This is a genomic window from Hyphomicrobium sp. (assembly GCF_047600905.1).
In the GTDB taxonomy this organism is placed as follows: Bacteria; Pseudomonadota; Alphaproteobacteria; order Rhizobiales; family Hyphomicrobiaceae; genus Hyphomicrobium_B.
The window spans coordinates 1,680,256-1,701,513 of the sequence record NZ_JASGKD010000001.1 but is presented as its reverse complement, the minus strand read 5'-3'; the positions used below and the strand labels follow the sequence as shown (position 1 = coordinate 1,701,513).

18 protein-coding genes and 1 pseudogene are annotated in these 21,258 nt (G+C 61.2%); 10 read left to right on the top strand and 9 right to left on the bottom strand.

The genetic code is table 11. The features are described from left to right. The first annotated feature begins 267 nt into the window (after positions 1-267). Positions 268-2,226, top strand: coding sequence for a putative bifunctional diguanylate cyclase/phosphodiesterase (locus QM780_RS08360; RefSeq protein WP_415070013.1), 1,959 nt, complete (start codon positions 268-270; stop codon positions 2,224-2,226). A 20-nt stretch (positions 2,227-2,246) separates the two neighbouring features. On the opposite strand, the gene msrB is transcribed toward QM780_RS08360, so the two are convergent. Then, on the bottom strand, positions 2,247-2,744 hold the full coding sequence (gene msrB, locus QM780_RS08355; protein ID WP_415070012.1) for a peptide-methionine (R)-S-oxide reductase MsrB: 498 nt from the start codon (positions 2,742-2,744) through the stop codon (positions 2,247-2,249). A gap of 106 nt (positions 2,745-2,850) precedes the next feature. Then, positions 2,851-3,570 (bottom strand): DNA/RNA nuclease SfsA, encoded by a 720-nt coding sequence (sfsA, locus tag QM780_RS08350; protein ID WP_415070011.1) that lies wholly within the window; start codon positions 3,568-3,570, stop codon positions 2,851-2,853. A 105-nt stretch (positions 3,571-3,675) separates the two neighbouring features. On the opposite strand from sfsA, the gene QM780_RS08345 reads away from it, so the two are divergent. Beyond that, positions 3,676-4,407: a competence/damage-inducible protein A gene (locus QM780_RS08345; RefSeq protein WP_415070010.1), complete on the top strand. Its 732-nt coding sequence runs from the start codon at positions 3,676-3,678 to the stop codon at positions 4,405-4,407. A gap of 6 nt (positions 4,408-4,413) precedes the next feature. Here QM780_RS08345 and QM780_RS08340 read toward each other — a convergent pair whose 3' ends face one another. Beyond that, positions 4,414-4,722 carry a hypothetical protein gene (locus QM780_RS08340; protein ID WP_415070009.1) on the bottom strand — a complete coding sequence of 103 codons (309 nt, stop codon included), beginning with the start codon at positions 4,720-4,722 and terminating at the stop codon, positions 4,414-4,416. Positions 4,723-5,099: 377 nt separating this feature from the next. On the opposite strand from QM780_RS08340, the pseudogene QM780_RS08335 reads away from it, so the two are divergent. Further along, positions 5,100-5,570, top strand: a pseudogene (locus tag QM780_RS08335) (septal ring lytic transglycosylase RlpA family protein); the annotation flags it as partial. Between the two features lie 116 nt (positions 5,571-5,686). Here QM780_RS08335 and QM780_RS08330 read toward each other — a convergent pair. From QM780_RS08330 to QM780_RS08320, 3 genes are all read right to left on the bottom strand, one after another. Next, a complete protein-coding gene (locus tag QM780_RS08330) occupies positions 5,687-5,818 on the bottom strand; it encodes a hypothetical protein (protein ID WP_415072084.1) in 132 nt (43 codons plus the stop codon). Between the two features lie 228 nt (positions 5,819-6,046). Beyond that, positions 6,047-6,664: a hypothetical protein gene (locus tag QM780_RS08325; RefSeq protein WP_415070008.1), complete on the bottom strand. Its 618-nt coding sequence runs from the start codon at positions 6,662-6,664 to the stop codon at positions 6,047-6,049. Between the two features lie 282 nt (positions 6,665-6,946). Then, the gene (locus QM780_RS08320; protein WP_415070007.1) at positions 6,947-7,813 is read right to left on the bottom strand and encodes a hypothetical protein; all 867 of its coding nucleotides are present in this window, start codon (positions 7,811-7,813) and stop codon (positions 6,947-6,949) included. A gap of 234 nt (positions 7,814-8,047) precedes the next feature. On the opposite strand from QM780_RS08320, the gene QM780_RS08315 reads away from it, so the two are divergent. Further along, positions 8,048-8,269, top strand: coding sequence for a hypothetical protein (locus tag QM780_RS08315; RefSeq protein ID WP_415070006.1), 222 nt, complete (start codon positions 8,048-8,050; stop codon positions 8,267-8,269). Positions 8,270-8,504: 235 nt separating this feature from the next. Beyond that, positions 8,505-8,762, top strand: a complete 258-nt coding sequence (locus QM780_RS08310) for a GIY-YIG nuclease family protein (RefSeq protein ID WP_415070005.1) — start codon at positions 8,505-8,507, stop codon at positions 8,760-8,762. Positions 8,763-9,516: 754 nt separating this feature from the next. On the opposite strand, the gene QM780_RS08305 is transcribed toward QM780_RS08310, so the two are convergent. Beyond that, a complete protein-coding gene (locus tag QM780_RS08305; RefSeq protein ID WP_415070004.1) occupies positions 9,517-13,278 on the bottom strand; it encodes a vitamin B12-dependent ribonucleotide reductase in 3,762 nt (1,253 codons plus the stop codon). A 663-nt stretch (positions 13,279-13,941) separates the two neighbouring features. Between QM780_RS08305 and QM780_RS08300 the strand changes: the two genes are divergently transcribed. Together QM780_RS08300 and QM780_RS08295 are read left to right on the top strand one after the other, a co-directional pair. Then, the gene (locus QM780_RS08300) at positions 13,942-14,340 is read left to right on the top strand and encodes an NADH:ubiquinone oxidoreductase subunit NDUFA12 (protein WP_415070003.1); all 399 of its coding nucleotides are present in this window, start codon (positions 13,942-13,944) and stop codon (positions 14,338-14,340) included. A gap of 91 nt (positions 14,341-14,431) precedes the next feature. Then, positions 14,432-15,019: a DUF2155 domain-containing protein gene (locus tag QM780_RS08295; protein ID WP_415070002.1), complete on the top strand. Its 588-nt coding sequence runs from the start codon at positions 14,432-14,434 to the stop codon at positions 15,017-15,019. A 217-nt stretch (positions 15,020-15,236) separates the two neighbouring features. Here QM780_RS08295 and hemB read toward each other — a convergent pair whose 3' ends face one another. Together hemB and QM780_RS08285 are read right to left on the bottom strand one after the other, a co-directional pair. After that, a complete protein-coding gene (hemB, locus tag QM780_RS08290) occupies positions 15,237-16,283 on the bottom strand; it encodes a porphobilinogen synthase (protein ID WP_415070001.1) in 1,047 nt (348 codons plus the stop codon). A 125-nt stretch (positions 16,284-16,408) separates the two neighbouring features. Next, a complete protein-coding gene (locus QM780_RS08285; RefSeq protein ID WP_415070000.1) occupies positions 16,409-17,533 on the bottom strand; it encodes an extensin family protein in 1,125 nt (374 codons plus the stop codon). A gap of 284 nt (positions 17,534-17,817) precedes the next feature. Between QM780_RS08285 and QM780_RS08280 the strand changes: the two genes are divergently transcribed. From QM780_RS08280 to QM780_RS08270, 3 genes are all read left to right on the top strand, one after another. After that, positions 17,818-18,927, top strand: a complete 1,110-nt coding sequence (locus QM780_RS08280; RefSeq protein WP_415069999.1) for an enoyl-CoA hydratase/isomerase family protein — start codon at positions 17,818-17,820, stop codon at positions 18,925-18,927. A gap of 214 nt (positions 18,928-19,141) precedes the next feature. Next, positions 19,142-19,651 carry a transcriptional regulator LdtR gene (ldtR, locus tag QM780_RS08275; protein ID WP_415069998.1) on the top strand — a complete coding sequence of 170 codons (510 nt, stop codon included), beginning with the start codon at positions 19,142-19,144 and terminating at the stop codon, positions 19,649-19,651. A 185-nt stretch (positions 19,652-19,836) separates the two neighbouring features. Beyond that, positions 19,837-21,159, top strand: coding sequence for a L,D-transpeptidase family protein (locus QM780_RS08270; protein ID WP_415069997.1), 1,323 nt, complete (start codon positions 19,837-19,839; stop codon positions 21,157-21,159). The last annotated feature ends 99 nt before the right edge of the window (positions 21,160-21,258 follow it).

The window sequence follows — 21,258 nt, the reverse complement described above, 5'->3', positions numbered from 1 at the left end:
ATGCCCTTCGGCCGCCCGAATGGCGGAAACATGCCCGCTGCAACCGGGCCGGAGCGCGCCTTCCACAATTCCACTCCCTGCGACAATTTATACTCAATATCAGCAGATTAGCGGCTGAAGGTTCGACGTTCGTCGAACAATGTCCGATATCGCTACGGAAGTTATAGCCGTGGCAGCAACTTAGGAAAAAATTCGTCGGGTCAACGCGGATCGTTAAGGGGTGCTGCCTAGTCTCGGCCTGTCCCGACAGGCGCTTAGGCGAGTGAAGTGAAAATTCCTGATACTTTCCGTGACCGGAACTGGACGACCGTCCACCGCGAACAGCTCGCGAGCATCGCGCGGGCGACGTTTCCGGCCATGGTCGGGTATGCGATCAATGTCGTGCTTGCTGCGATAGCCTTTCGCAGCCTCGTTGCGTTTTCGGACCTGGTGATCTGGACGATATCCTCCCTCGCGATCTGCGGGTTCGTCGGCGTCCGGTCTTATGGCAAGCACATTGACGCGCTTACCGTTTCCGACACGAAGAAGACGCCGTTCCGCTCCGTTCGGAATGCTCTCGTGTTCAGCGTCCTTCTCGCTCTACCGTGGGCAGTGCTAGGCATCTTGTGGAGCGGCTCGCTGGGCGATAGCGAGGTCATTCTCGTCGCTCTCGTCGTCGGAATGGCCGCCAGCGGCAGCGTTCTGCTGGCACCGATTCCAGCGGCGGCCACGCTCTACGCCGCGACGATCCTCCTCCCTCTGACGATCAAGTGCGTTTTCCTCCGATTTGACAACCATTTGATTCTGGGCGCGTTGGGACTGAGCTTCCTCGCCTTTCTCATCGGCCTCATCACGTCCAACGCCCGCATCTTCGCCGAGCGGCTCGAAGCCGTCGAAAAGTTGAGGGACACCGTCTCGGCTCTCGAAACGTCGCGCGAAGAAACAGAGCGTGCGGCGATGACCGACGGTCTGACGGGCGTCGCCAACCGCCGCGCCTTCATGGCGCGCCTGAATGGACTGGCGTCGGAGAAGCAGCAGTCGGCCGAATACGGCGTCTTCTATATCGATCTCGACGGCTTCAAGCGGGTCAACGATGCCTTCGGTCATTCCGCGGGAGACGCCGTGCTCCGCATGGTATCGTCGCGCATCTCCAACACTGTGCGCGATGGCGATCTCGTGGCCCGCATCGGTGGCGATGAGTTCGCCGTCGTTGCGCAGGAAATCCCCGACCGGGCAACCGCGACCTATCTCGCGGAACGGCTGGTATCGGTGTTGAACGAGCCGTTTTTCGTCGAAGGCCAGCGCGTCCAGATCGGCGCCTGCGTCGGCGTATCGATTGCCTCCGACGACCACGCGGGCGGCGATCTGCTCCTGAAGCAGGCCGACCTCGCGATGTATGCCGGCAAATCGGCGGGCCGCAATTCACAACGCATTTTCGAAGCCGATATGCTGCGTTTCGCCGAAGAACGCGAGGCGATCGAACGCTGCCTGCGCGGCGCCCTTGCTCAGAACGAATTCGACCTCTACTTCCAGCCGATCCGCAGGCTGCCCGATGATTCCATCGCCGGTTTCGAAGCTCTTATCCGTTGGCGCCATCCCGAACGCGGCATTGTCCTGCCGGGTCAATTCCTTTCCATCGCCGAGGAAATGGGGATGGCCAACGACATCGGCCGATGGGTCATCGACCGAGCCTGCGCACAGGCGGCGCAATGGCCGTCCGACGTCGCCGTCGGCATCAATCTGTCGCCGCTTCAGATCGCGTCCGACGATATCGTCGAGCACATCGAGCGGGCGCTGAAGGCGTCAGGGGTGGCAGCGAACAGGCTGGAAGTGGAAATAACCGAGACGAGCCTGTTGCAGAACGACCCGGCGACGCTCGATCAGCTCAGAAGGTTAAAGGCGCTCGGCATATCGATCGCGCTCGATGATTTCGGCACGGGCTACTCGTCGCTGAGCTATCTCGTGAGCTTCCCGCTCAACCGCATCAAGATAGATCGGCTGTTCGTCAGCGGGCTCGGGCGCTCGCGCGAAAGCGACTTGATCGTGCGCTCGGTTTCGCAGCTCGCCAAGAACTTGAACTGCACGATCGTCGCCGAAGGCATCGAGACCGACGAGCAACTACAGAAATTGCGCGCTCTGAATGTCGGCTATGGTCAGGGCCATCTGCTTGGGCGTCCGTTGCCACCTGAAGAGGCGACCGCGTTACTGGCTTCGGGCAAGACGCAGTCTCTCGCCCGAAGCGCGTGATGGCAGCACGATAACCTGGCTCACGCCACCTTGGGCACGAACTTGAGCGCCACTCCGTTCATGCAATAGCGCAGACCCGTCGGCTTCGGTCCATCTTCGAACACGTGACCGAGATGACCGCCGCAGCGATGGCAATGAACTTCGGTGCGGGTCATGAAATAGCTGTTATCGGTTTCGGTATCGACAGCGCCGTCGAGCGGCTTCCAGAAGCTCGGCCAGCCGGTACCGCTATGATACTTCGTCTCCGAGGAAAAAAGCGCCAGCTGACATCCCGCACACAAGTACGTGCCGGGCGCATCGTTGGCGTCGAGTGGCGATGTTCCCGCCCGCTCGGTGCCCTGCTTGCGCAGCACCTGGTATTGCTCGGGCGTCAGCTCTTTGCGCCACTCCTCGTCCGTCTTCGTGACCTCGAAGGTCTTGTTCGAAGCATCGGCTGCCAGCCCTGAAGCTGACTTGAGCGCCGCGATGCCGCCCGCGAGCGCGAGGCCAAATCTCGAAAAATCGCGCCGTGAATACATCTGTCTTCACCTTGGTTGCGTTTCCCAATCGGCGCCCTAAACGCCGTATGCCGGAGAGTACGTTGCCTCTCTCTTTTGCGTTTCAGCCGTTCGCCCGGCTTTCTTATTAAAGATCCGCAATCTCGATGCGCTTCTCAACTGCGATTTCCGTGGGGCTGAGCTCGCATTTGTAGCAGAGCATTTCAACGCCCGCGGCCGCTGCCGCCTGAAAAGCCGCAGCGTAAGCCGGGTCGATGTCGTCAGCGAGCTTGAATCGTTCGGCGTCGCTGCGCTGCACAAGAAACACCATGACGGCCCGATGGCCGCCTTCGACCATCGCGATGAGTTCCCGCAAGTGCTTGGCTCCGCGCTCCGTTTTGCTGTCGGGAAATTCGGCAAGCCCGCTCTCGCGCATCAGATGCACGTTCTTGACTTCGACATAACAATCGCGCGGGTCGCGGCCGCCGGCCAAAAGCACGTCGATCCGGCTGTTGAGGCCGTACTTCAACTCGCGCCGGAGCGTCGAATATCCTGCAAGCTCCACGATCGTGCCGTCGCCGATCGCCTCCGTGACCAGTGCGTTCGGCCGCCCCGTGTTGATACCGACGAGATGCGGCCCGCCCCCGAGATCGGTCTCGATCATTTCCCACGTATGGCGATATTTGCGCGTGGGACTGTCGCTATCCGACAGCCAGACTTTCGATCCCGGCGTCGTCAATCCCAGCATGGATCCGGTATTCGGGCAGCTGGCCGTCACCGTGACCCCGCCCGCAGTCGTAACATCGGCGAGAAAGCGCTTGTACCGCTGGATGAGTATGCCTGGGATGAGGGATCGATCGAATTTCATGACCCAACGCCATATCGGCGTTGCCGCGCCATCGGCAAGTATTTTCGCGTGGCCCTCGCCGGTGCTATGACGGTGCCGCAATGATAAAAAAGACGAGCGGACACCTTGGCTGAAGAACGGATCGTAACGGCGGCGCTGCTGGTCATCGGCGACGAGATTTTGTCGGGGCGGACCAAGGATCAGAATATTGGCGCGCTCGCAGAGCACCTGACGAGCATCGGCATCCGCTTGAAAGAAGTCCGCGTCGTTCCCGACGATGAGGATGAAATCGTCTCTGCCGTCAACGCGCTCCGCCTGCGCTACACGTATGTGTTCACGACGGGCGGCATCGGACCGACCCACGACGACATCACGGCCGACAGCATAGGCAGGGCCTTCGGCGTTGCGGTCGATATCGATGCACGCGCTGAAAAAATGCTGCGCGATTATTACGCCGGCAGGGGACTGGAAGTGACGCCCGCGCGATTGCGCATGGCGCGCGCTCCGCTCGGTGCCGAACTGATCGACAACTCGGTCTCGGCGGCCCCAGGGTTTCGCATCGGCAATGTCATCGTCATGGCCGGAGTTCCGAGCATCATGCGCGCGATGCTCGAAGCCGTGACGCCGGGCCTCAAAACCGGTGACAGGCTTTTGTCTGTTACGATCGCCGTCGACCGACCTGAAAGCGAAATCGCCGACGTTTTCTCAGCTCATCAGAAACGCTATCGCGACGTCGCGATGGGCAGCTATCCGCAGTTGCGCAACGGCCGCCCCGTGTCCGATCTGGTTTTGCGGTGCTCAGATCCCGCACGGCTTAACGAGGCGGCGGATACCTTGAAGGCTGCGCTGAACCTCTGAGCGGGATTAGCGGTCCGGCGAAGCGTTATTCGACGGGCAGTTCGGAGACAACGATGCATAAGCGCTCCGGTCGCCGCAGACGGCGGCATCGAAATCTTCCGGGCAATCGCAGTTTTTCACGCGGATCATTTTAAGCGGGGTATTGGCTGAAAACCGCGATCTGCTGATCGGCCGCGGCTCTTCCTTGAGCTTTATCGGCGTCTGCATCGCCACTTTTCTTTCGGCGGGGCGCTTTTTCGCCGCGATCCGTTCCACCGGCGGATCGTACGCGCAGCCCGCGAGAAAAGACAGCAACACGAGGACTAGAAAACGCATCAACACACTCACACCCGCTGATTACCAACGCATCAGCATTTTCGGCGGGAAGAGACGCATACGCAGTAATTCGGAGCAATCAGAGAATCCTGTTCCGTTCGCGATAGTCGTAAAATGATGCGTATAAGCCGCAGTTGTTGCGGCCTGGATAGGCATTGTGGCGGCCCTTCAGCGCAGAATTCAGTCAAACTGATGGAAGCAACACGATGAAATAACTTGTGATTACTGCGGCATTGTAACTGCAATTCTTGGATTGTCGTTGTGCGTTGCACTCTCTAACGTCGCTCCGTTCGTGTTTGGGGTCTTGTTCCGCTCAGCTGGAACTCACGGAGGCACACGGCGCGTTGGCCCGCGCCGGCTATGACGGAGAGTAGGGAATGATTTCGCGACTTGGTTGGACTGGGCGCGCGCGCGCCGTGGTTGGGTCTTTGTGCAGCGCTGCAGCGTTCTCGATGGCGCTGACAACACTAGGCAGCACTCCTGCCGACGCAAAAACACCGGGAAAGACGTATTGCTTCAACGGTATCTGTCACCGCGTTCTGAGCATCCCGGAAATGGTCGCCGTTGTCGGCCGCGATCAAGTCTTCGAGGCATCTTATTACGATGATTGCCGCCGCGATCGGCTCAATCCGTGCGGATTGACGTCGTCGGGCGAAGCGTTTCGTCCGAACGAAGCAGATAGTGCCGCAAGTCCGATCTACCCGGACGGTACAATTCTCCTCATCCGCAATCCTGACAACGGCAATTCCGCTGTCGTTCGCGTCAACAATGCCGGTCCGTACTGGCGTCAGCGCAAGCTCGACGTTTCTCGCGCCACCGCCGTGAAGCTCGGCTTTGCCGATAGCGGCGTCGCCAAGCTAGAGACGCGTGTGATGTCCGCGCCATCGATCATCGATGCCACGTATCAGCGCAACCGCCATTATGCACCGGTGCCCGGACCGATCGGCGCCTTCGCGTCTCTCGATCAGGCGCAGGGCGGCATGATGATGGCGATGGCGTTCGACGCCATGTCGGCCTCGGTCTTCGCGCCCGTCGCGAGCAAGATGCTGACGGCAGTCAAAACGATGACGCCGGCGCTTGCCAACGTGCTGCGCACCGATCAGACGCGCGTCGCCTCAGTTGATGGGGCCGTGCCGCCCGCGATCGCGGCCAATTTCGATCGCTCGGTAGCGGCACAAACGGCAAGCGAACCATCACCCGCCGCTGAGAAAAAGCCCACGCCCGCCGTCGCATCGCACTCTGCTCGCCGCACGGTTGTCACTTCGCGGCGTGTTGCAAGATCGGGCTACCGCGCGCGCTGGGCCGCGTCGGCCGTGCCCCGCCGTCAGTTCAGGGGAACGCGTTCGCTCTCGTCGAAGTCGAGCAGGAGAGTGCGCTTCGCCGCCGGTTCTTCTTCGACGAAGAGATCGTATTGGACGTCGAGAGCATCGAGGAACGCTGCCGCCATATCGAGCAGAGGTCCGAGAGCCATGCGCTTCGCCACCAGGAAGCTGTCGTCGATCGTCAGGTCGGACGCGCGGCGGACGTCCGCCGCGTCGGGCGCGATGAGGCCGCGGCTGCGGACATAGGCGATGATCTCGTCGCCGGTGTCGAAGTCGACGCCGCGCGCATCGCCGCTTTCCTCGATTGCATCGAGCAGAATGGCCGTCCCAGAGGCGAACAGCCGGGCGACGGTGCGGAAACGATCGTCGTATTCGGTCAGCGTCACGGCGTGCGTTCGGGCCTTCAGGACGCGCGCGACGAGCATCAGTTCGAGTCCCCTGATCTCGTCGGCGATCTTGCGCTGCCGCGCGGCGAATTCCGCTGGATCGCCCACCCGCTCGGCAAGCTCGCGCCACCGACTGCCGCGCGCCACGATGTCTTCACCGGCGGCGAGTGCGGCGTCGAGGTGATCGGCCAGCATATAGACCGCCAACGGCGCATGTGCCGAACCCAGTTTCATCCGCAACTCCGCTTTCTTCTCAATCACTTGGCTTCCATCCGAAGTGACCTGATTCGCGTCGGCCGGACCAGCGATCCGACAGCGATCGAAGAGAACGGTGATGGCTGAGGATAAGATGTGGAGACGTTGATCGGGGGCGGGGACGCGCCGGTCAAAAAGCCAGGAAACAGCGCGTTTCGCCGGCGCTCTGGAAAATCATGCCGGCCGATACGACGTGCACGTTGGTCCGGCCGTCAGCGGCTTTCGCGGGCCCGTGTGGCCCGCCCGACATAGTGAAGCGGATCAGATCGCCTGCGGAATAAGCACGCGAAACGGGCGCTCGGCGGCGCCGATAATCCGCGTCCGCGCCTTCGTCGAAAGCAGCACGATCGCGTCGCCGGCCTTTTGACCGATGCGCCGCGCCGGCGTTTTCTCAGGAGCGGCTTTTGGCACGAGCACGCGCAATTCCTTCAAGGCAACAGGCGCTGGCGGCACGCACACGATCTTCGCCGTCCTGTAGATCTTGCGTTCGCGCGCGTCTCGAAGGCGCGTGTCGAGGCTTTCCGTTTCGGTGCCGAGGCGGCGCGCGCGCAAGACAAACGGCTTCGGCGCTTGCAGCTCTGTAGCCGGCGGCGCCGGTTCCACCTCGGATGTGGCCTCGTCTGCGAGGCCCGGCGCGGCAATGATGGCTGCAAGCGGCGGAAGCACAGCCACCTCATCCGCGACCGCTTCGGCTTCGGGTACGGCCGCGAGCGCGAGAGCATACCGGAGCCCGGGAGGCAGCGTCGCTTCGACGCTTGGCAACGGTCGCGGCGGCAGAGTTGCCGCAACGCTTGGCTTTGGCCGAGGCGGCAGCGTCGCTGCGATGCTCGGTACCAGCGCAGTACGAAGTGTCGGAAGCTCGATCGGCGGCGGTATGTCTTGCGGCGGAGGCGTCGCGACTGGGAGGGGCGGCGCGGCAATAGCCGCAGCTGTCACAATCGGCTCGGCTTGCGGCGTCGGCGGGATCGCTACGACAGCAGGGGTGGTGGTCGCGCGCTCCGCCTCATGCGCAACCGGCCTTGCGTCGGCCCGCGCCGCGAAAGAGCGGCCGAGCCACGCGAAAAAGCGATAGACGAGGGCGAAGGCGACGACAAAAAGCAAAGCCCAGGCGAGGACTTCCGGCTGCAAAGGGCACCTCCAATGACAACGCTTGGAGGAATAAGCTTTCTCAGATCCCGACGGCGCGTCAACTGTCCGTTCGACAATTATTAGCGGCTCCTGCGATCTGCATCAGCTCCGCCAGCCACAACGAAAAATAACTTCGGAGCATTTGAAGTCTTCTTCTTTCTCTTTTCCCGCCCCGCCGCCTAGCGTCGCCTCTGCAGCCCGAGACCGGCTGTGGCTTTGCTTGGGAAAAAGACAATGAAGATCGGACGATTGATTTTGCTCGGCGCATTCGTGCTCGGCGCCGCCGCTTCCGCTGAGGCGGCCTCGACCGCGCCGCGCCTCTCCGCCGAGAAATCCGCGACGCTCGTGGCCGACAAGGAGAAACCTAAGAAGAAGGTGCATGCGCATAAGGCTGGCAAACAGAAAGTCGCGCAGACGCACAAGGTGAAGAAGGTGAAGAAATCCAAGAAGACCTGAGGCCGTGCCGCGTTCCCGATTGGGGGGTCGATCGGGAACCGCGCGTCCGCAACACCGCCGAGTGCGCTTCCGCTTCCTCGCATCTCCCGGACAGCGCCTCGGCGGGTATTTTTTGCCTGCCGCGTGTTCTCTTTCCCCTCCGTCATCCCGGCGTAGGCCGGGATCCAGCCAACGCTCCTTAAAAGATTTGCGCAATCCGTCGCGGCGCATCAATTTGCGCTGAGGGGGAGTGGCAATGGTCCCGCGTGCTAAGTCGCCATGCGTTTATATCTTGGCGAGCCGCCAGAACGGCACGCTCTATATTGGCGTAACGAGTGACCTTCACACACGCATGGCTCAGCATTCGCAGAAGCTCATGCCTGGATTCACTGCGCAATACGACGTGACGCAACTTGTCTACTACGAGATGCACGAAACTATCGACCTCGCTATCGCGCGCGAGAAGCAATTGAAGGAATGGCGGCGTATCTGGAAGCTGCGCTTGATCGAGTAAATGAACTCGCAGTGGATCAACCTATTTAATCCGCAAACAGGCGAGATCGCTTTCGGACCTTTCGATAAATCCGAGCAGGTCCTTGATTGATCACACGCTGCCGCCTGTCTGGGTGCCGACCTTCGTCGGCATGACGATGTGGAGACATAGAAGCCTCCTCACCCTCCGTCATCCCGGCGAAGGCCGGGATCCAGTCAAGCCAAAAACAAACAAGGCGCCACTTGCGATGGCGCTCTGCAGAAATGCGGTCGTCTGCGACGAGTCTCCTGCTGAATCCCGAACGCATCTCGCGTCCGCTCACGCGTTCGAGAATGATTGTTCCCGGTTTCGCAAAACCAATGACAACGGAAGAAACACCAAGGTGACCACGCAAATGACCAACGGAAATATCCCGAATGCTCCTTGGATCGGGAATGGGAAGTCCAGTCGAATGGCCATGCAATAGGACCAAAAAACTATCGTCCAAGGTAGATATGCCTGAATCGCGCGAGCCCTATCGGATAGCAAACTAGCGGTGCACCAGTAACCTCCAGCAAGTGACAGCGCTTGTAGACTGTCGAATACTGGATTGCCAGTTAGAGGCGCGGCGCCACCCAGGACCAACAAAAACAGGATTACCGCATTTGCCCCGACAACAGTATACGCTGCGCCTACTAGGGGCCGCTTCAACGGCTCAAGCGCCCACTGGAGTAAGATTGCCGCTGTCGCGGCAATCCAAAAATCTGCTGAAGCAAGCTGCGTCATAGCCGTTTCCTCAGCTGCACCCGCTCGTGCTGCCACACGTATCGCACTTCAAACACGTGCCGTTCCGCACCATCGTGAAGTTCTGGCACTCGCTGCAGGCGACGCCTTCGTAGCCGCGCAACTTGGCTTCCGACATGCGCTGCTTGAACAGCTCCGACTTCGTCAGAACTGGCGACGCCACCGCCGCGTGCATCTCTTCGCTGGCGACGGCGAGAGCCGTGGCGCCGTGCGTCAACGTCTGCTCGACATAACGTGACGTCACATCGAAGCTTTCGCTTTGCACCGCTGCCGCGCCGAGCGACGCAGCTTTCGGCGATGCCATCGTGTTCGTCGTCATCCGGCTGGCGAGACGGACGACGGGAGCGCCGCGCACGAGGCCCTTCGACACCATCTTCGTCACGCTTTCCGGCAGATCGAACGCCAATTGCTCGTCCGTCTCGTCGTCGCTGGAACCGAGGCCCGTCTCGCCGACGATCTCGCGCGGGTCGACGTGCGCCAGATCGTGCCGGCCGAGATACGACACGGCGAGTTCGCGGAAGATGTAGTCGAGGATCGACGTTGCGTTCTTGATCGTCTCGTTGCCCTGCACCAGGCCCGCCGGCTCGAAGCGCGTGAAGGTGAAGGCCTCCACGTATTCCTCCAGCGGCACGCCGTACTGCAGGCCGAGCGAGATCGCGATCGCGAAGTTGTTCATCAGCGACCGGAAGGCAGCGCCCTCCTTGTGCATGTCGATGAAGATCTCGCCGACGCGGCCGTCGTCGTATTCGCCGGTGCGCAGATACACTTTATGGCCGCCGACGGACGCCTTCTGCGTGTAGCCCTTGCGCCGCCCCGGGAGCTTGTCGCGCCCGCTGGCTTTTTCCCGTTCGACGTAAACGACGCGCTCCACGATCTTCTCGACGATCTTTTCCGTCACCGTCGCCGTGCGCGCCGCCATCGACTGGCTCATCAGCGTTTCCGCGACATCCGCGGCTTCGTCCTCATCCTCGCCCAGGACCTGGCTGTTGAGCGGCTGTGACAGCTTCGAGCCGTCGCGATAGAGCGCGTTGGCTTTCAGCGCCAGTTTCCACGACAACATGTAAGACTGCTTGCAGTCTTCCACCGTCGCGTCGTTCGGCATGTTGATCGTCTTCGAGATCGCACCCGAAATGAAGGGCTGCGACGCCGCCATCATGCGGATGTGGCTCTCGACCGACAGATACCTCTTGCCCTTCTTGCCGCACGGATTGGCGCAGTCGAACACCGGCAGGTGCTCGGCCTTCAGGTGCGGCGAGCCTTCGAGCGTCATCGCTCCGCAGACGTGCTCGTTCGCGGCGTCGACGTCCTTCTTCGAGAACCCGAGGTGCGCGAAAAGATCGAACGACGGATCGTTGAGCTTGTCGGCGGGAACGCCGAGCTTGCCCGTCATGAAGTCGTCGCCAAGCGTCCAGCGGTTGAACACGAACTTGATGTCGAACGCGGTCGCGAGGCCCTTCTCGATCTTTGCCAGCGCGTCGTCGGTGAAGCCCTTGGCTTTCAGCGTCGCCGTATTGATGGCGGGCGCCTGTGCGAGCGAACCGTGGCCGACCGCATAGGCCTCGATCTCGGCGATCTGGCTTTCGCGATAGCCGATCGCGCGCAGCGCTTCCGGTACCGACTGGTTGATGATCTTGAAGTAGCCGCCGCCCGCGAGCTTCTTGAACTTGACGAGCGCGAAGTCGGGCTCGATGCCGGTCGTATCGCAGTCCATCACGAGGCCGATCGTGCCGGTCGGCGCAACGACGGTCGCCTGCGCGTTGCGATAGCCGTGTTCCTGGCCGAGTTCGAGTGCGCGGTCCCACGCCCGTCTCGCAGCTTCGCCAAGGCGCGGATCGGTCAGCGCATCATGATCGAGCGGCACGGGAGCAACGGACAGCTTCTCGTAGAATTCCGCTTCGCCATGTGCCGCGCGGCGGTGATTGCGCATCACCCGCAGCATGTCCTGGGCGTTCGGCGCATAGCCGGGGAAGGGGCCAAGCTCTTCCGCCATCTCCGCGCTCGTCGCGTAGGAGACGCCGGTCATGATCGCCGAAATCGCGCCGCAGATCGCGCGGCCTTCCTCGGAGTCATAAGGAATGCCCGCCGACATCAGCAAGCCACCGATGTTCGCGAAGCCAAGGCCGAGCGTGCGGTAGCGATAGGACAACTCCGCGATCTGCCGCGATGGGAACTGCGCCATCAGCACCGAAATTTCGAGCACGATCGTCCACAGCCGGCAGCCGTGCTCATAAGACTCGATGTCGAACGATTTGTCCTCGCGCCGGAAGCGCAAAAGGTTGAGCGACGCCAGGTTACACGCCGTGTCGTCGAGGAACATGTATTCCGAGCAGGGGTTCGAGGCGCGGATCGGCCCCGATTGCGGGCACGTATGCCAGTCGTTGATCGTGGTGTGGAACTGGATGCCGGGATCAGCCGACGCCCACGCCGCAAACCCGATCTGCTCCCACAGATCCTTCGCCTTGATCGTCTTCGTCACCTTGTTGCCGAGGCGCGAGCGCAGGCTCCAATCCTTGCCCTCGACGACGGCGTTGAGGAAATCATCCGTCACGCGCACCGAGTTGTTCGAGTTCTGACCCGCGACCGTCAGATAGGCTTCGCTGTCCCAGTCGGTATCGTAGGTGTCGAACTCGATGTCCTTGTAGCCTTGCTTTGCGAACTGGATGACGCGCAGGATGTAGTTCTGCGGAACGCCGTCGCGCTTGGCTTCGCGGATCGCGATCTTGAGCTTCGGGTTCTTCGTCGGCTCGTAGCAGGCGTCGCCTTCCGCTTCGCAGTTGACGCAGGCTTTCATCACCGCCTTGAGGCGCTTCTGGCAGATCTTCGAGCCGGTCACGAGCGCCGCGACCTTCTGCTCTTCCTTCACCTTCCAGCCGATGTATTCCTCGATATCGGGGTGATCGACATCGACGACGACCATTTTCGCCGCGCGCCGAGTCGTGCCGCCGGACTTGATCGCGCCCGCCGCCCGGTCGCCGATCTTGAGAAAGCTCATCAGGCCCGACGAACGGCCGCCGCCCGACAGCTTTTCATTGGCGCCGCGCAGCGATGAGAAGTTCGAGCCGGTGCCCGAACCGTATTTGAAGAGACGCGCTTCACGCACCCACAGGTCCATGATGCCGCCCTCGTTGACGAGGTCGTCGGCAACCGACTGGATGAAGCAGGCATGCGGCTGCGGATGCTCGTAGGCCGACGACGAGTGCACCAATTCGCCCGTCTGGAAATCGACATACATATGACCCTGGCCCGGGCCGTCGATGCCATAGGCCCAGTGCAGGCCGGTGTTGAACCACTGTGGCGAGTTCGGCGCCGCCATCTGCATCGCCAGCATGTAGCGCAGCTCGTCGAAGAACGCCTGCGCGTCCTCTTCCGACGAGAAATAGCCACCCTTCCAGCCCCAGTAGGTCCAGGTGCCGGCGAGACGATCGAAGACCTGACGCGCGTCGGTCTCACCGCCGAAACGCTCTTTTTCCGGCAGTTCGGCAAGTGCCGCGTCGTCCGGGGCGGAGCGCCACAGCCAGGAGGGGACCTGTGTTTCTTCACACCGCTTCAGGCGCCGCGCGACGCCCGCCTTGCGGAAATATTTCTGCGCCAGGATGTCGGCCGCGACCTGACTGAACTGCTCGGGAACGTCGAAGCCTTCGAGACGGAAAACGACCGATCCATCGGGGTTCTTGATTTCTGACGTCGCACGCCGGAACGGGATCGAGGCATAGGGAGAAAGGCCGGCTTTCGTGAAACGCCGTGTAATCTTCATGTGAAAGTGCCCCCGAATTGCGCGGCCAGCGACGAGTGCGCCGAGGCCGTATGAGATGTTGACGCCTTGCACCGGTCCTGCACCCGGCACTTCAGCGGATCGAAAAACGCGGTACGTATCGCACTTCAGACAAGTCGATCTTCAACCACTCAGGCCGCAGTTTCCCCGAGCCCGCAAAGCGGCCGAAAAGGGCTGCTTCGCCGGCTTCATGCCGACCTCGAGTGTGTGATTGCGACGACGACTGCGCGCTACACGGAACGCAACTGAACTGAACCGCTGCGATGTTCTTCAACCGGTCTCGAAGCGGCCGTCTTACGAATGTCGCAACACCTGAAGGCTATGAGATTCGTCGCGACACCGACAAGGGATTTTAAATAGATGTTGGGGTGGCAGAGGCAACAAACACTAGATCTAGTGGTGTGAACAACTTCCGGCCGGATGCCGCGATTGCCGTGCTTTCTTTAGGATTTTGCTCGCCGTCCGGGCCGCCTGTCGTGTGGACAGAGCTTAATTTCACCGGTTTTGGACCGAGCGTGGCCCAACATTAGTGCGATTCCGTACCAGCATTGTTGCCGCTCTGCATCGGCGCACGGACGTCTGGACATCCGTGCCGAAGAACCGCTAATTCGTCATCGGTGGCGGCGGGAAAAAGGAAGCCCGGACATGAGCTTGTTCAGCGAGATCTTCAGCTGGTGGGGCGGTAATACCTGGGGAACACGGTTTTTCACCTGGCGAAAGGGCAAGTTCGTCGGCGAGGACCAGTTCGGGAATCGCTACTACGTCCAGAAAAGCGGCGTCGGGCCGCTCGGCGTTCCGGCGCGCTGGGTCACCTATCCGAAGCTGTCGGAAGCCAGCCAGATCCCGCCCGAATGGCACGGCTGGATGCATTACACCGTCGACACGCCGCCGACCGAGGAAAAGTATCACCCGCGCCCGTGGCAGAAGCCGCACCAGATGAATATGACCGGCACCGCCAAGGCCTATCGTCCGAAGGGCTCGATTCTCGGCAAGGGCGAGCGTGCGGCTTCATCCAGCGACTACAAGGCGTGGAAGCCGAATTAATCTGAATCGCCAGGCCAGAACGAAATATCGCCCGCTTTGCCGGGCAATCCGTCGAGGCGCCGTCGCGCGCCTCTGGGGAATGGATTTGCAGTTGAAACCGACGTTACCGAACGATTTCGCGCGCCCTGCGCACATTTGGCGCCGCGCGGGCGTGGCCGTTGCCGTCATGCTCACCTCGGGCGCGGTCGCCGCCATGACCACATCGCCCGCCGACGCCGACCGCATCGAAAATCAGGTCGCCGTGTTCTCGGCCCTCGACAAGGTGACGGCGCATATCTCCAAGATCGAAATTCCTCTCAATCAGACGCAGACTTTCGGCGCCCTCAAAATCACGCCGCGCGCCTGCTATTCGCGCCCGCCGACCGACGAGCCGAAGACGACCACGTTCGTCGAAATCGACGAGACGCAGCTCGACGGCTCGGAGAAGCGCATTTTTACCGGTTGGATGTTTGCTGAAAGCCCCGGCATCTATGGCCTCGAGCACCCGACGTACGATGTCTGGCTGAACGAATGCAAGAAGCCGAGCCGGACGATTGCCGAAGATAATCCCAACGCCAGCACTGTCGCGCCGTCCGACAATCCCGCTGCTGCCGACGCCGGTAGCGCTCCCGCCGGCGCCGCCGTTCCCGCCGATCAGATCCCGCCCGACCAGGACTTCCGCCGCCGCGTGAGGCGTTAGGTTTCCTGATTATGACGTCACGCCGACGAGGGACGTTGAGAATAAGCTGTCTCTTGCTGCATCGTCATGCCGACGAAGGTCGGCACCCAGGCAATGTTCCACGGACTTTGTGTCGAAGGCTGGCTGGATCCCGGCCTTCGCCGGCATGACGGCAAACGCGGTTGATTGCTGACGACATTCCGAGGAAGAGCCTTGGAATGACAGCGGGGAAGGTGTGCTACTCCGCCAACAGCTTCGCAACCTTGGGCGCAAAATACGTCAGCACGCCCGATGCCCCCGCGCGCTTGAACGCGAGCAGGCTCTCGACCATCGTCTTATCGGCGTCGAGCCAGCCGCGCTCGAATGCGCCTGCCAGCATCGCGTATTCGCCCGACACCTGATACGCGAACGTCGGCACGCCGAACTCGCTCGAAACCCGCTGCACGATGTCGAGATAGGGCATTCCGGGCTTCACCATCACCATGTCCGCGCCTTCGTCGAGATCGAGCGCCACCTCGCGCAGCGCTTCGTCCGTGTTGGCCGGGTCCATTTGATATGTGCGCTTGTCGTCCTTGAGCAGGCCCGTCGAGCCGACTGCGTCGCGAAACGGCCCGTAGAACGCGCTCGCGTACTTGGCCGCATACGCCATGATCTGCACGTTCTTGAAGGCCGCCGCCTCGAGCGCGGTGCGGATGATGCCGATGCGCCCGTCCATCATGTCCGACGGCGCCAGAATGTCGGCGCCGGCTTCCGCCTGCACCAGCGATTGCTTGACGAGCGCGGCCGTCGTCTCGTCGTTGGCGATCTCGCCGCCGATGATCAATCCGTCGTGGCCGTGGCTCGTATAAGGATCGAGCGCCACGTCCAGGATGACACCGACATCGAGCTTCGCCGCCTTGATCGCCCGCGTCGCCCGGCAAACGAGGTTGTCGGCGTTGAAAGCTTCCTTCGCATCCTCGCTGCGCTTTTTCGGGTCGGTAAACGGGAAGAGCGCCACCGCCGGAATGCCGAGCCGCTCGGCGTCCTTCGCCGCTTCGACGATCAAATCGACGCTCAGGCGCTCGACCCCCGGCATTGACGCGACCGGTACGCGCTGCGCTTCGCCGTCGACGACGAACATCGGCCAAATGAGATCGCTCGGCGACAGCCGATGCTCGGCGACAAGCCTGCGCGACCACGGGCTTTTGCGATTCCGACGCATGCGGATCGCGGGAAAGCCGCCGGAGAGAGAGTCCGCCGGTGCTGCGGTTTCGGGTGCGGACACGGGGCGCGTGCGAGAAGACATCGAAATAAGTCCTGCTGCTGTCGGGGAGGGGACGGAGCCCCGGACCGGGCCGACAATGGACACGGTCCGCGCCGCCGCGCAAGCGACGCAGTGCAGGGCTGGGATGCCGAAGCCCGATATGCGGGCTAATCGCAGATCTTGGTGAACTTTCGCGGCGCCATATCGACATGGAAGTGGTTCCGGTGCGCGGCGTTCGCTTCCGGCCCGAGCGTCGTCCCGAAAATCTTGCAGGCCGCCTCATGCGCTTCATGCAGGAAGGCTTTCATTTCCGGGTCTGGGTTGTCGATCGAGGGGCTGCCGACGAAGGCCACCGGCCGCACGCGCTGCCGGTCCTTGACGGGTTTCGGCGGCGGACCTCCGAGACGATTGGCGTCGGCAATCGCTGGCGCTTTCGGTACGTCGCTCGTGTTCGGCGCGACCTCGACGATGGTGAGACGCACGATACCGGCGGCAGCTGCCCCCGTCGTCGACGGAACGATCGGAGGCACCACGCCCTGCGCCGGATTTCCTGCAACGCCCGCCTGCGCCGTCTTGGCCGCGGCTTCCTCGGCAGCTTTCTGGCGCGCCTCCGCCTCGGCGACGATTTCGCGCTCGGGCTTACCCCAGTCGTCGAGCACTTCCGCGGTTTTCGCCGATGCCGTGATGAAGCCGCCGATATCGACAGCGTTCGCCAGCCCGTGCTCGCTGAGCTTCGTCGTCTTGCGCCCGTAGGCGTTCCGGCACGAATAAGAACTCATCGTCTCGATCCGGACGATTTGTGATTTGAGATGCTTGAGCGCTAAGGGCTGCACGTCCTTCTCGAACCAATTGACGAGTTGTTCGGCAAGATCGCAGCGCACGATCGCAGGCGGCGACAGAGCGACTTCCGGGTCTTTGCCGATGCTCATCAGTTCGATCGGCGCCGGTGCACCGCAAGCGCCTTCGCGGATCGGCGCGTGGGGGACGGCAACAGCATGGATGCGCTGCAGAACGACGGCGCAGTGCGCGCGCTCGACCGCAATCTCGGCATCGCTCCAGGTTTGAGCCGGCTTCTGTGCGGCCTGCGCATCGCTTTTCGGCGGTGCCGTCGGAGAAGGAGTAGGCGTGCCAGCAGGCGTCTCGGCATTCGGAGGCGTGGCGGAATCCGCTGCTTTCGCCGTCGGGGTCTGCGTCGCGGGACTGAGCGACTTCTTCTGTTTGGCGTCGGCGAACGTCGGGCAAAGGCACGAGACGATTGCAGCCGCGAGGGCGGCAAGCGCACTGACGCCCATATAGGACCGTCGGCCTCCGGTTCGTTCGGATCGCGGCGCAATCATTGTGCATTCACAGTTGTTTTGTTCCACCCAAGAGAACATGCAAATGCGAACGAAAAACGATAACCGCGCATCGTGCTCTCGGAAGCCCCCGCGGCGATCATTGCAGAGTTCGACGGGCAGGCCAAGTCGCTGGTGTTGCTGCACTGATACAAACTTTGGAACAAGCGCTGGAATAGCGCGGCGTTAGGCTCTAAGCAGCGTAACGACAGAATCGCATCAAAGTTGCAATCGGATTTGCAGTGAACGAAAACAACACCGACATCGCCGCTGGGAACGACGCCCCGAAGATCATTGCCGCCCAGACGCGTGCGCTGCAAACATTCACGCTCAATCGTCCGCAGTCGCTTAACGCCTTCGACAACGACATGTGTCGCGTGTTGGCCGATACCATCCCTCGCGTCGCGAGAAACCCGGACGTCTATATCGTGGCGATTGTCTCGACCAGCCCGAAGGCGTTCTGTGCCGGTGGTGACGTCGTGGCACTTGCGGACGCCGCCAAAAGCGATCTCGACACCGCGAAAAGCTATCTGCGCAACGAATATTCGCTCGACTGGCTGCTTGAGTGTTTTTCAAAGCCGACGGTCTCGTTCATCAACGGCATTTGCATGGGCTCCGGCGCGGGCCTCAGCGCCTTCAATACCCACCGCATTGCCGGCGAGAATTACAAATGGGCGATGCCCGAGACCAAGCTCGGGCTTTTCCCCGATGTCGGAATCTCCCGCGTTCTCGCCAAAATGCCGTGGCCGATCGGAATGTATCTCGGTCTGACGGGTCGCTCGATCGGCCGCGCCGACGCCCAGTGGCTGCAACTCGTCACGCACTGTATTTCATCGCATCATTACGAAGATATTTTTGCAAAGCTGTCGGATGCGCAGCCCGTCGATCCCATTCTCGACGGATTGAATGAATTGCAGGCACCCGGAGATTTGCAGAAGGAACATTCGCAAATCCTCGATCATTTTTCCGAGCCTTCGCTCGACGGGATTTTCCGCGCTCTCGCGATATCGGAATCAAAAGGCTCAGAATGGGCGAAAAGAACGCTTGCAGGTTTGCGAGCCTGCTCGCCCGTTTCGCTCGCAATTACCTTTCGGCACATCCAGGCCGCGCTTCGCTTCGATATCCGCCAGACGTTGATCGAGGATTATCGCCTTGCCGTGCGCTGCCTCCAAAACCACGATTTTCACGAAGGTGTCCGCGCGCTTCTGCGCGACAAGGACGGTAAGCCGCGCTGGCAACCTGAGCGCTATGAAGATATCGGTGCGGCGTTGATCGACGAATATTTCGCGCCGCTGCCCGATGGCGATCTCGAATTGCAGAGCCGGGCTGAAATGCAAGCGTCGCGCGTTTGAGCGAATAGAATTCGCTTAAATTACCGTCACTCGCTTAAGACTTTAATCACCACAAATAGATTTCGTTTTGCGCCTTCGTTAAAAAATCATTCAAAATAGAGGGCGGTACTATTCTTTTACTATATCTATTTAGGCGAAATTCAGTCCTCCGCGTTATTCATTTGTCAAAACCCGGGGCAAACCGGGTGGCGTCAAAAATCATGTGAGGCAGGGTATGAGTTTAGCGTATGACATGGCGCGACATCGGGCGCCCGTCCAGGAAGAAGGCTTCAGCGGCGAATATCTTCAGGCCCTTCGCCTGATCGAACGCCTCCACCGTCTTCTGCTCGACGTCATCAAGGACGAATTCGATCGTCGCGGTGGCGCTGAGCTCAATAGCGTTCAGGCTTTGCTGCTCTATAACATCGGCGAGAGCGAACTCACTGCAGGTGAGTTGAAGACGCGCGGCTATTACCTCGGCTCCAACGTCTCCTACAACCTGAAGAAGCTCGTCGATATGGGCTACATTCACTACAAGCGCTCGGACACCGATCGCCGTTCGGTGCGTGTCAGCCTCACCGACAAGGGCCTCGAAGCCCGCGAAGTCGTCAGCAAGCTCTATCTTCGCCAGCTCGGTTCCGTTCAGACCGTCGGCGAGGTTTCGACCGACGACGTCAAGAGCCTGAACAAGGCCCTCGTTCGTCTCGAGCGCTTCTGGTCGGATCAGATCCGCTACCGCCTGTAATCCGGCGCCCTGACGCCTGCCGGTTTGCTATGCTGTTGTCCCGCAGCATAAAAAAAGGGCCGTCCAGCGAAAGCCGGGCGGTCCTTTTTCGTTTTCGGCAATTCGGTTAAGCTGCTACTGAAAGCCGCAAGCAAAGGTGGGCGACTCGGGGGAACGGCGTGGGCACGGGGCGACGAAACAGCTGGATGAGAGGCCGGATCGCACGCGCAATGGCGTCGGCCGGCGTGGCTCTCGCGATCGTTGCTTTCTCGGCCGCAGACTGGACCGGGCAGGGCGGCGCTGCGGCCCAGAATTTCGGCTGGATCAATTTCGGCCCCTCGAGCGGCGACAACACGCCGTCATACTCGACCAACCCCACCGATCCCGATTTCGTCCGCGAGTGGGAGGCAAACCCGCCGAAAGGCTTCGCGACCCTCGCCAAGGCGAACATCGAAGCCACCAAGATGGCGATCCGCCAGTACCTGATGATCGTCAGTCGCGGCGGCTGGCCCCAGCTGCCATTGCCGCCGAACAAGGCGCCGCGCGATAGCCTGATGCAGTACGGCACGACCGATCCGGCGGTGTCTCTGCTCCGCGCCCGCTTGTTGGCATCCGGCGATCTCCTAGGCGGCAACACCTCGTCGAACTATTTCGACAACGATGTCGATCGCGCGCTGAAGCGCTTCCAGGCGTCGAACGGATTGACGCCGACCGGCATCGCCGACAAGCGCACCATCGCCGCGCTCAACGTGCCTGCCGACGTACGGCTGAAACAGCTGAAAGCCAATCTCGTCCGCCTGCAGGAGGTCATCCCGACGACGTCGAAAAAGTATGTCGTCGTCAACATTCCCGCTGCCCAGATCGAAGCCGTCGAAAACGGCCGCATCGTCGCTCGCTATGCCGGCGTCGTCGGCAAGGCCGATCGCCCAACACCGCTGCTGCACACACCGATAACGGACTTGAGCTTCAATCCGACGTGGCGGCTGCCGCCGACGGTCATTTCCGAGGACCTCATTCCGCGCGGCCAGCAGATGCAGCAAAAGGGCCAGAATGTCCTCGTCAAATTCGGCATCGATGCCTACGACGGCAGCGGCCGTAAAGTCGATCCGACCAAGATCGACTGGAACAAAGTCAACCCCGGCACCTATCGCTACAGCCAGAAGCCGGGGAAAGAAAACCCGCTGGGCTTCCTCAAGATCAATTTTGACAGCGCCCACTCGGTCTACATGCACGACACTCCGTCGGACCGGATTTTCGGCCGCAACTTCCGGTCGGAGAGTTCAGGTTGCATTCGCGTGCACAATATCGAGAATCTGGCGACCTGGTTGCTTGCCGGACAAGCTCCTTGGGACGCCGATCGCGTCGCACAAATGAAGGAATCGGGCCGCCCGCTCGACGTTAAGTTGAAAAAACCCGTCCAATTGCTGTTCGTCTACATCAGCGCCTGGGCGACAGAGGATGGCGTCGTGCAGTTTCGGCGCGACATTTATCAAAAGGACGGCGTCGGCGAGATCGCCGCATCCTATTAATTTTTGAGATTTTCCACATACCTTGGTATGGTTTGACGCGCCTCAAAGCCGATTGAGGGGTATCGGCATAACTGCAATCCTCTTCACGCTTGGCGTCAC

What these genes read in the sequence shown, in the direction of transcription:
- ldtR (WP_415069998.1), top strand. Translation starts at nt 19,142, where the DNA reads ATGAGTTTAGCGTATGACATGGCGCGACATCGGGCGCCCGTCCAGGAA.
- QM780_RS08270 (WP_415069997.1), top strand. Translation starts at nt 19,837, where the DNA reads ATGAGAGGCCGGATCGCACGCGCAATGGCGTCGGCCGGCGTGGCTCTC.
- sfsA (WP_415070011.1), bottom strand. Translation starts at nt 3,570, where the DNA reads ATGAAATTCGATCGATCCCTCATCCCAGGCATACTCATCCAGCGGTAC.
- QM780_RS08285 (WP_415070000.1), bottom strand. Translation starts at nt 17,533, where the DNA reads ATGGGCGTCAGTGCGCTTGCCGCCCTCGCGGCTGCAATCGTCTCGTGC.
- QM780_RS08305 (WP_415070004.1), bottom strand. Translation starts at nt 13,278, where the DNA reads ATGAAGATTACACGGCGTTTCACGAAAGCCGGCCTTTCTCCCTATGCC.
- msrB (WP_415070012.1), bottom strand. Translation starts at nt 2,744, where the DNA reads ATGTATTCACGGCGCGATTTTTCGAGATTTGGCCTCGCGCTCGCGGGC.
- QM780_RS08300 (WP_415070003.1), top strand. Translation starts at nt 13,942, where the DNA reads ATGAGCTTGTTCAGCGAGATCTTCAGCTGGTGGGGCGGTAATACCTGG.
- QM780_RS08310 (WP_415070005.1), top strand. Translation starts at nt 8,505, where the DNA reads ATGGTCCCGCGTGCTAAGTCGCCATGCGTTTATATCTTGGCGAGCCGC.
- QM780_RS08315 (WP_415070006.1), top strand. Translation starts at nt 8,048, where the DNA reads ATGAAGATCGGACGATTGATTTTGCTCGGCGCATTCGTGCTCGGCGCC.
- QM780_RS08325 (WP_415070008.1), bottom strand. Translation starts at nt 6,664, where the DNA reads ATGAAACTGGGTTCGGCACATGCGCCGTTGGCGGTCTATATGCTGGCC.
- hemB (WP_415070001.1), bottom strand. Translation starts at nt 16,283, where the DNA reads ATGTCTTCTCGCACGCGCCCCGTGTCCGCACCCGAAACCGCAGCACCG.
- QM780_RS08340 (WP_415070009.1), bottom strand. Translation starts at nt 4,722, where the DNA reads ATGCGTTTTCTAGTCCTCGTGTTGCTGTCTTTTCTCGCGGGCTGCGCG.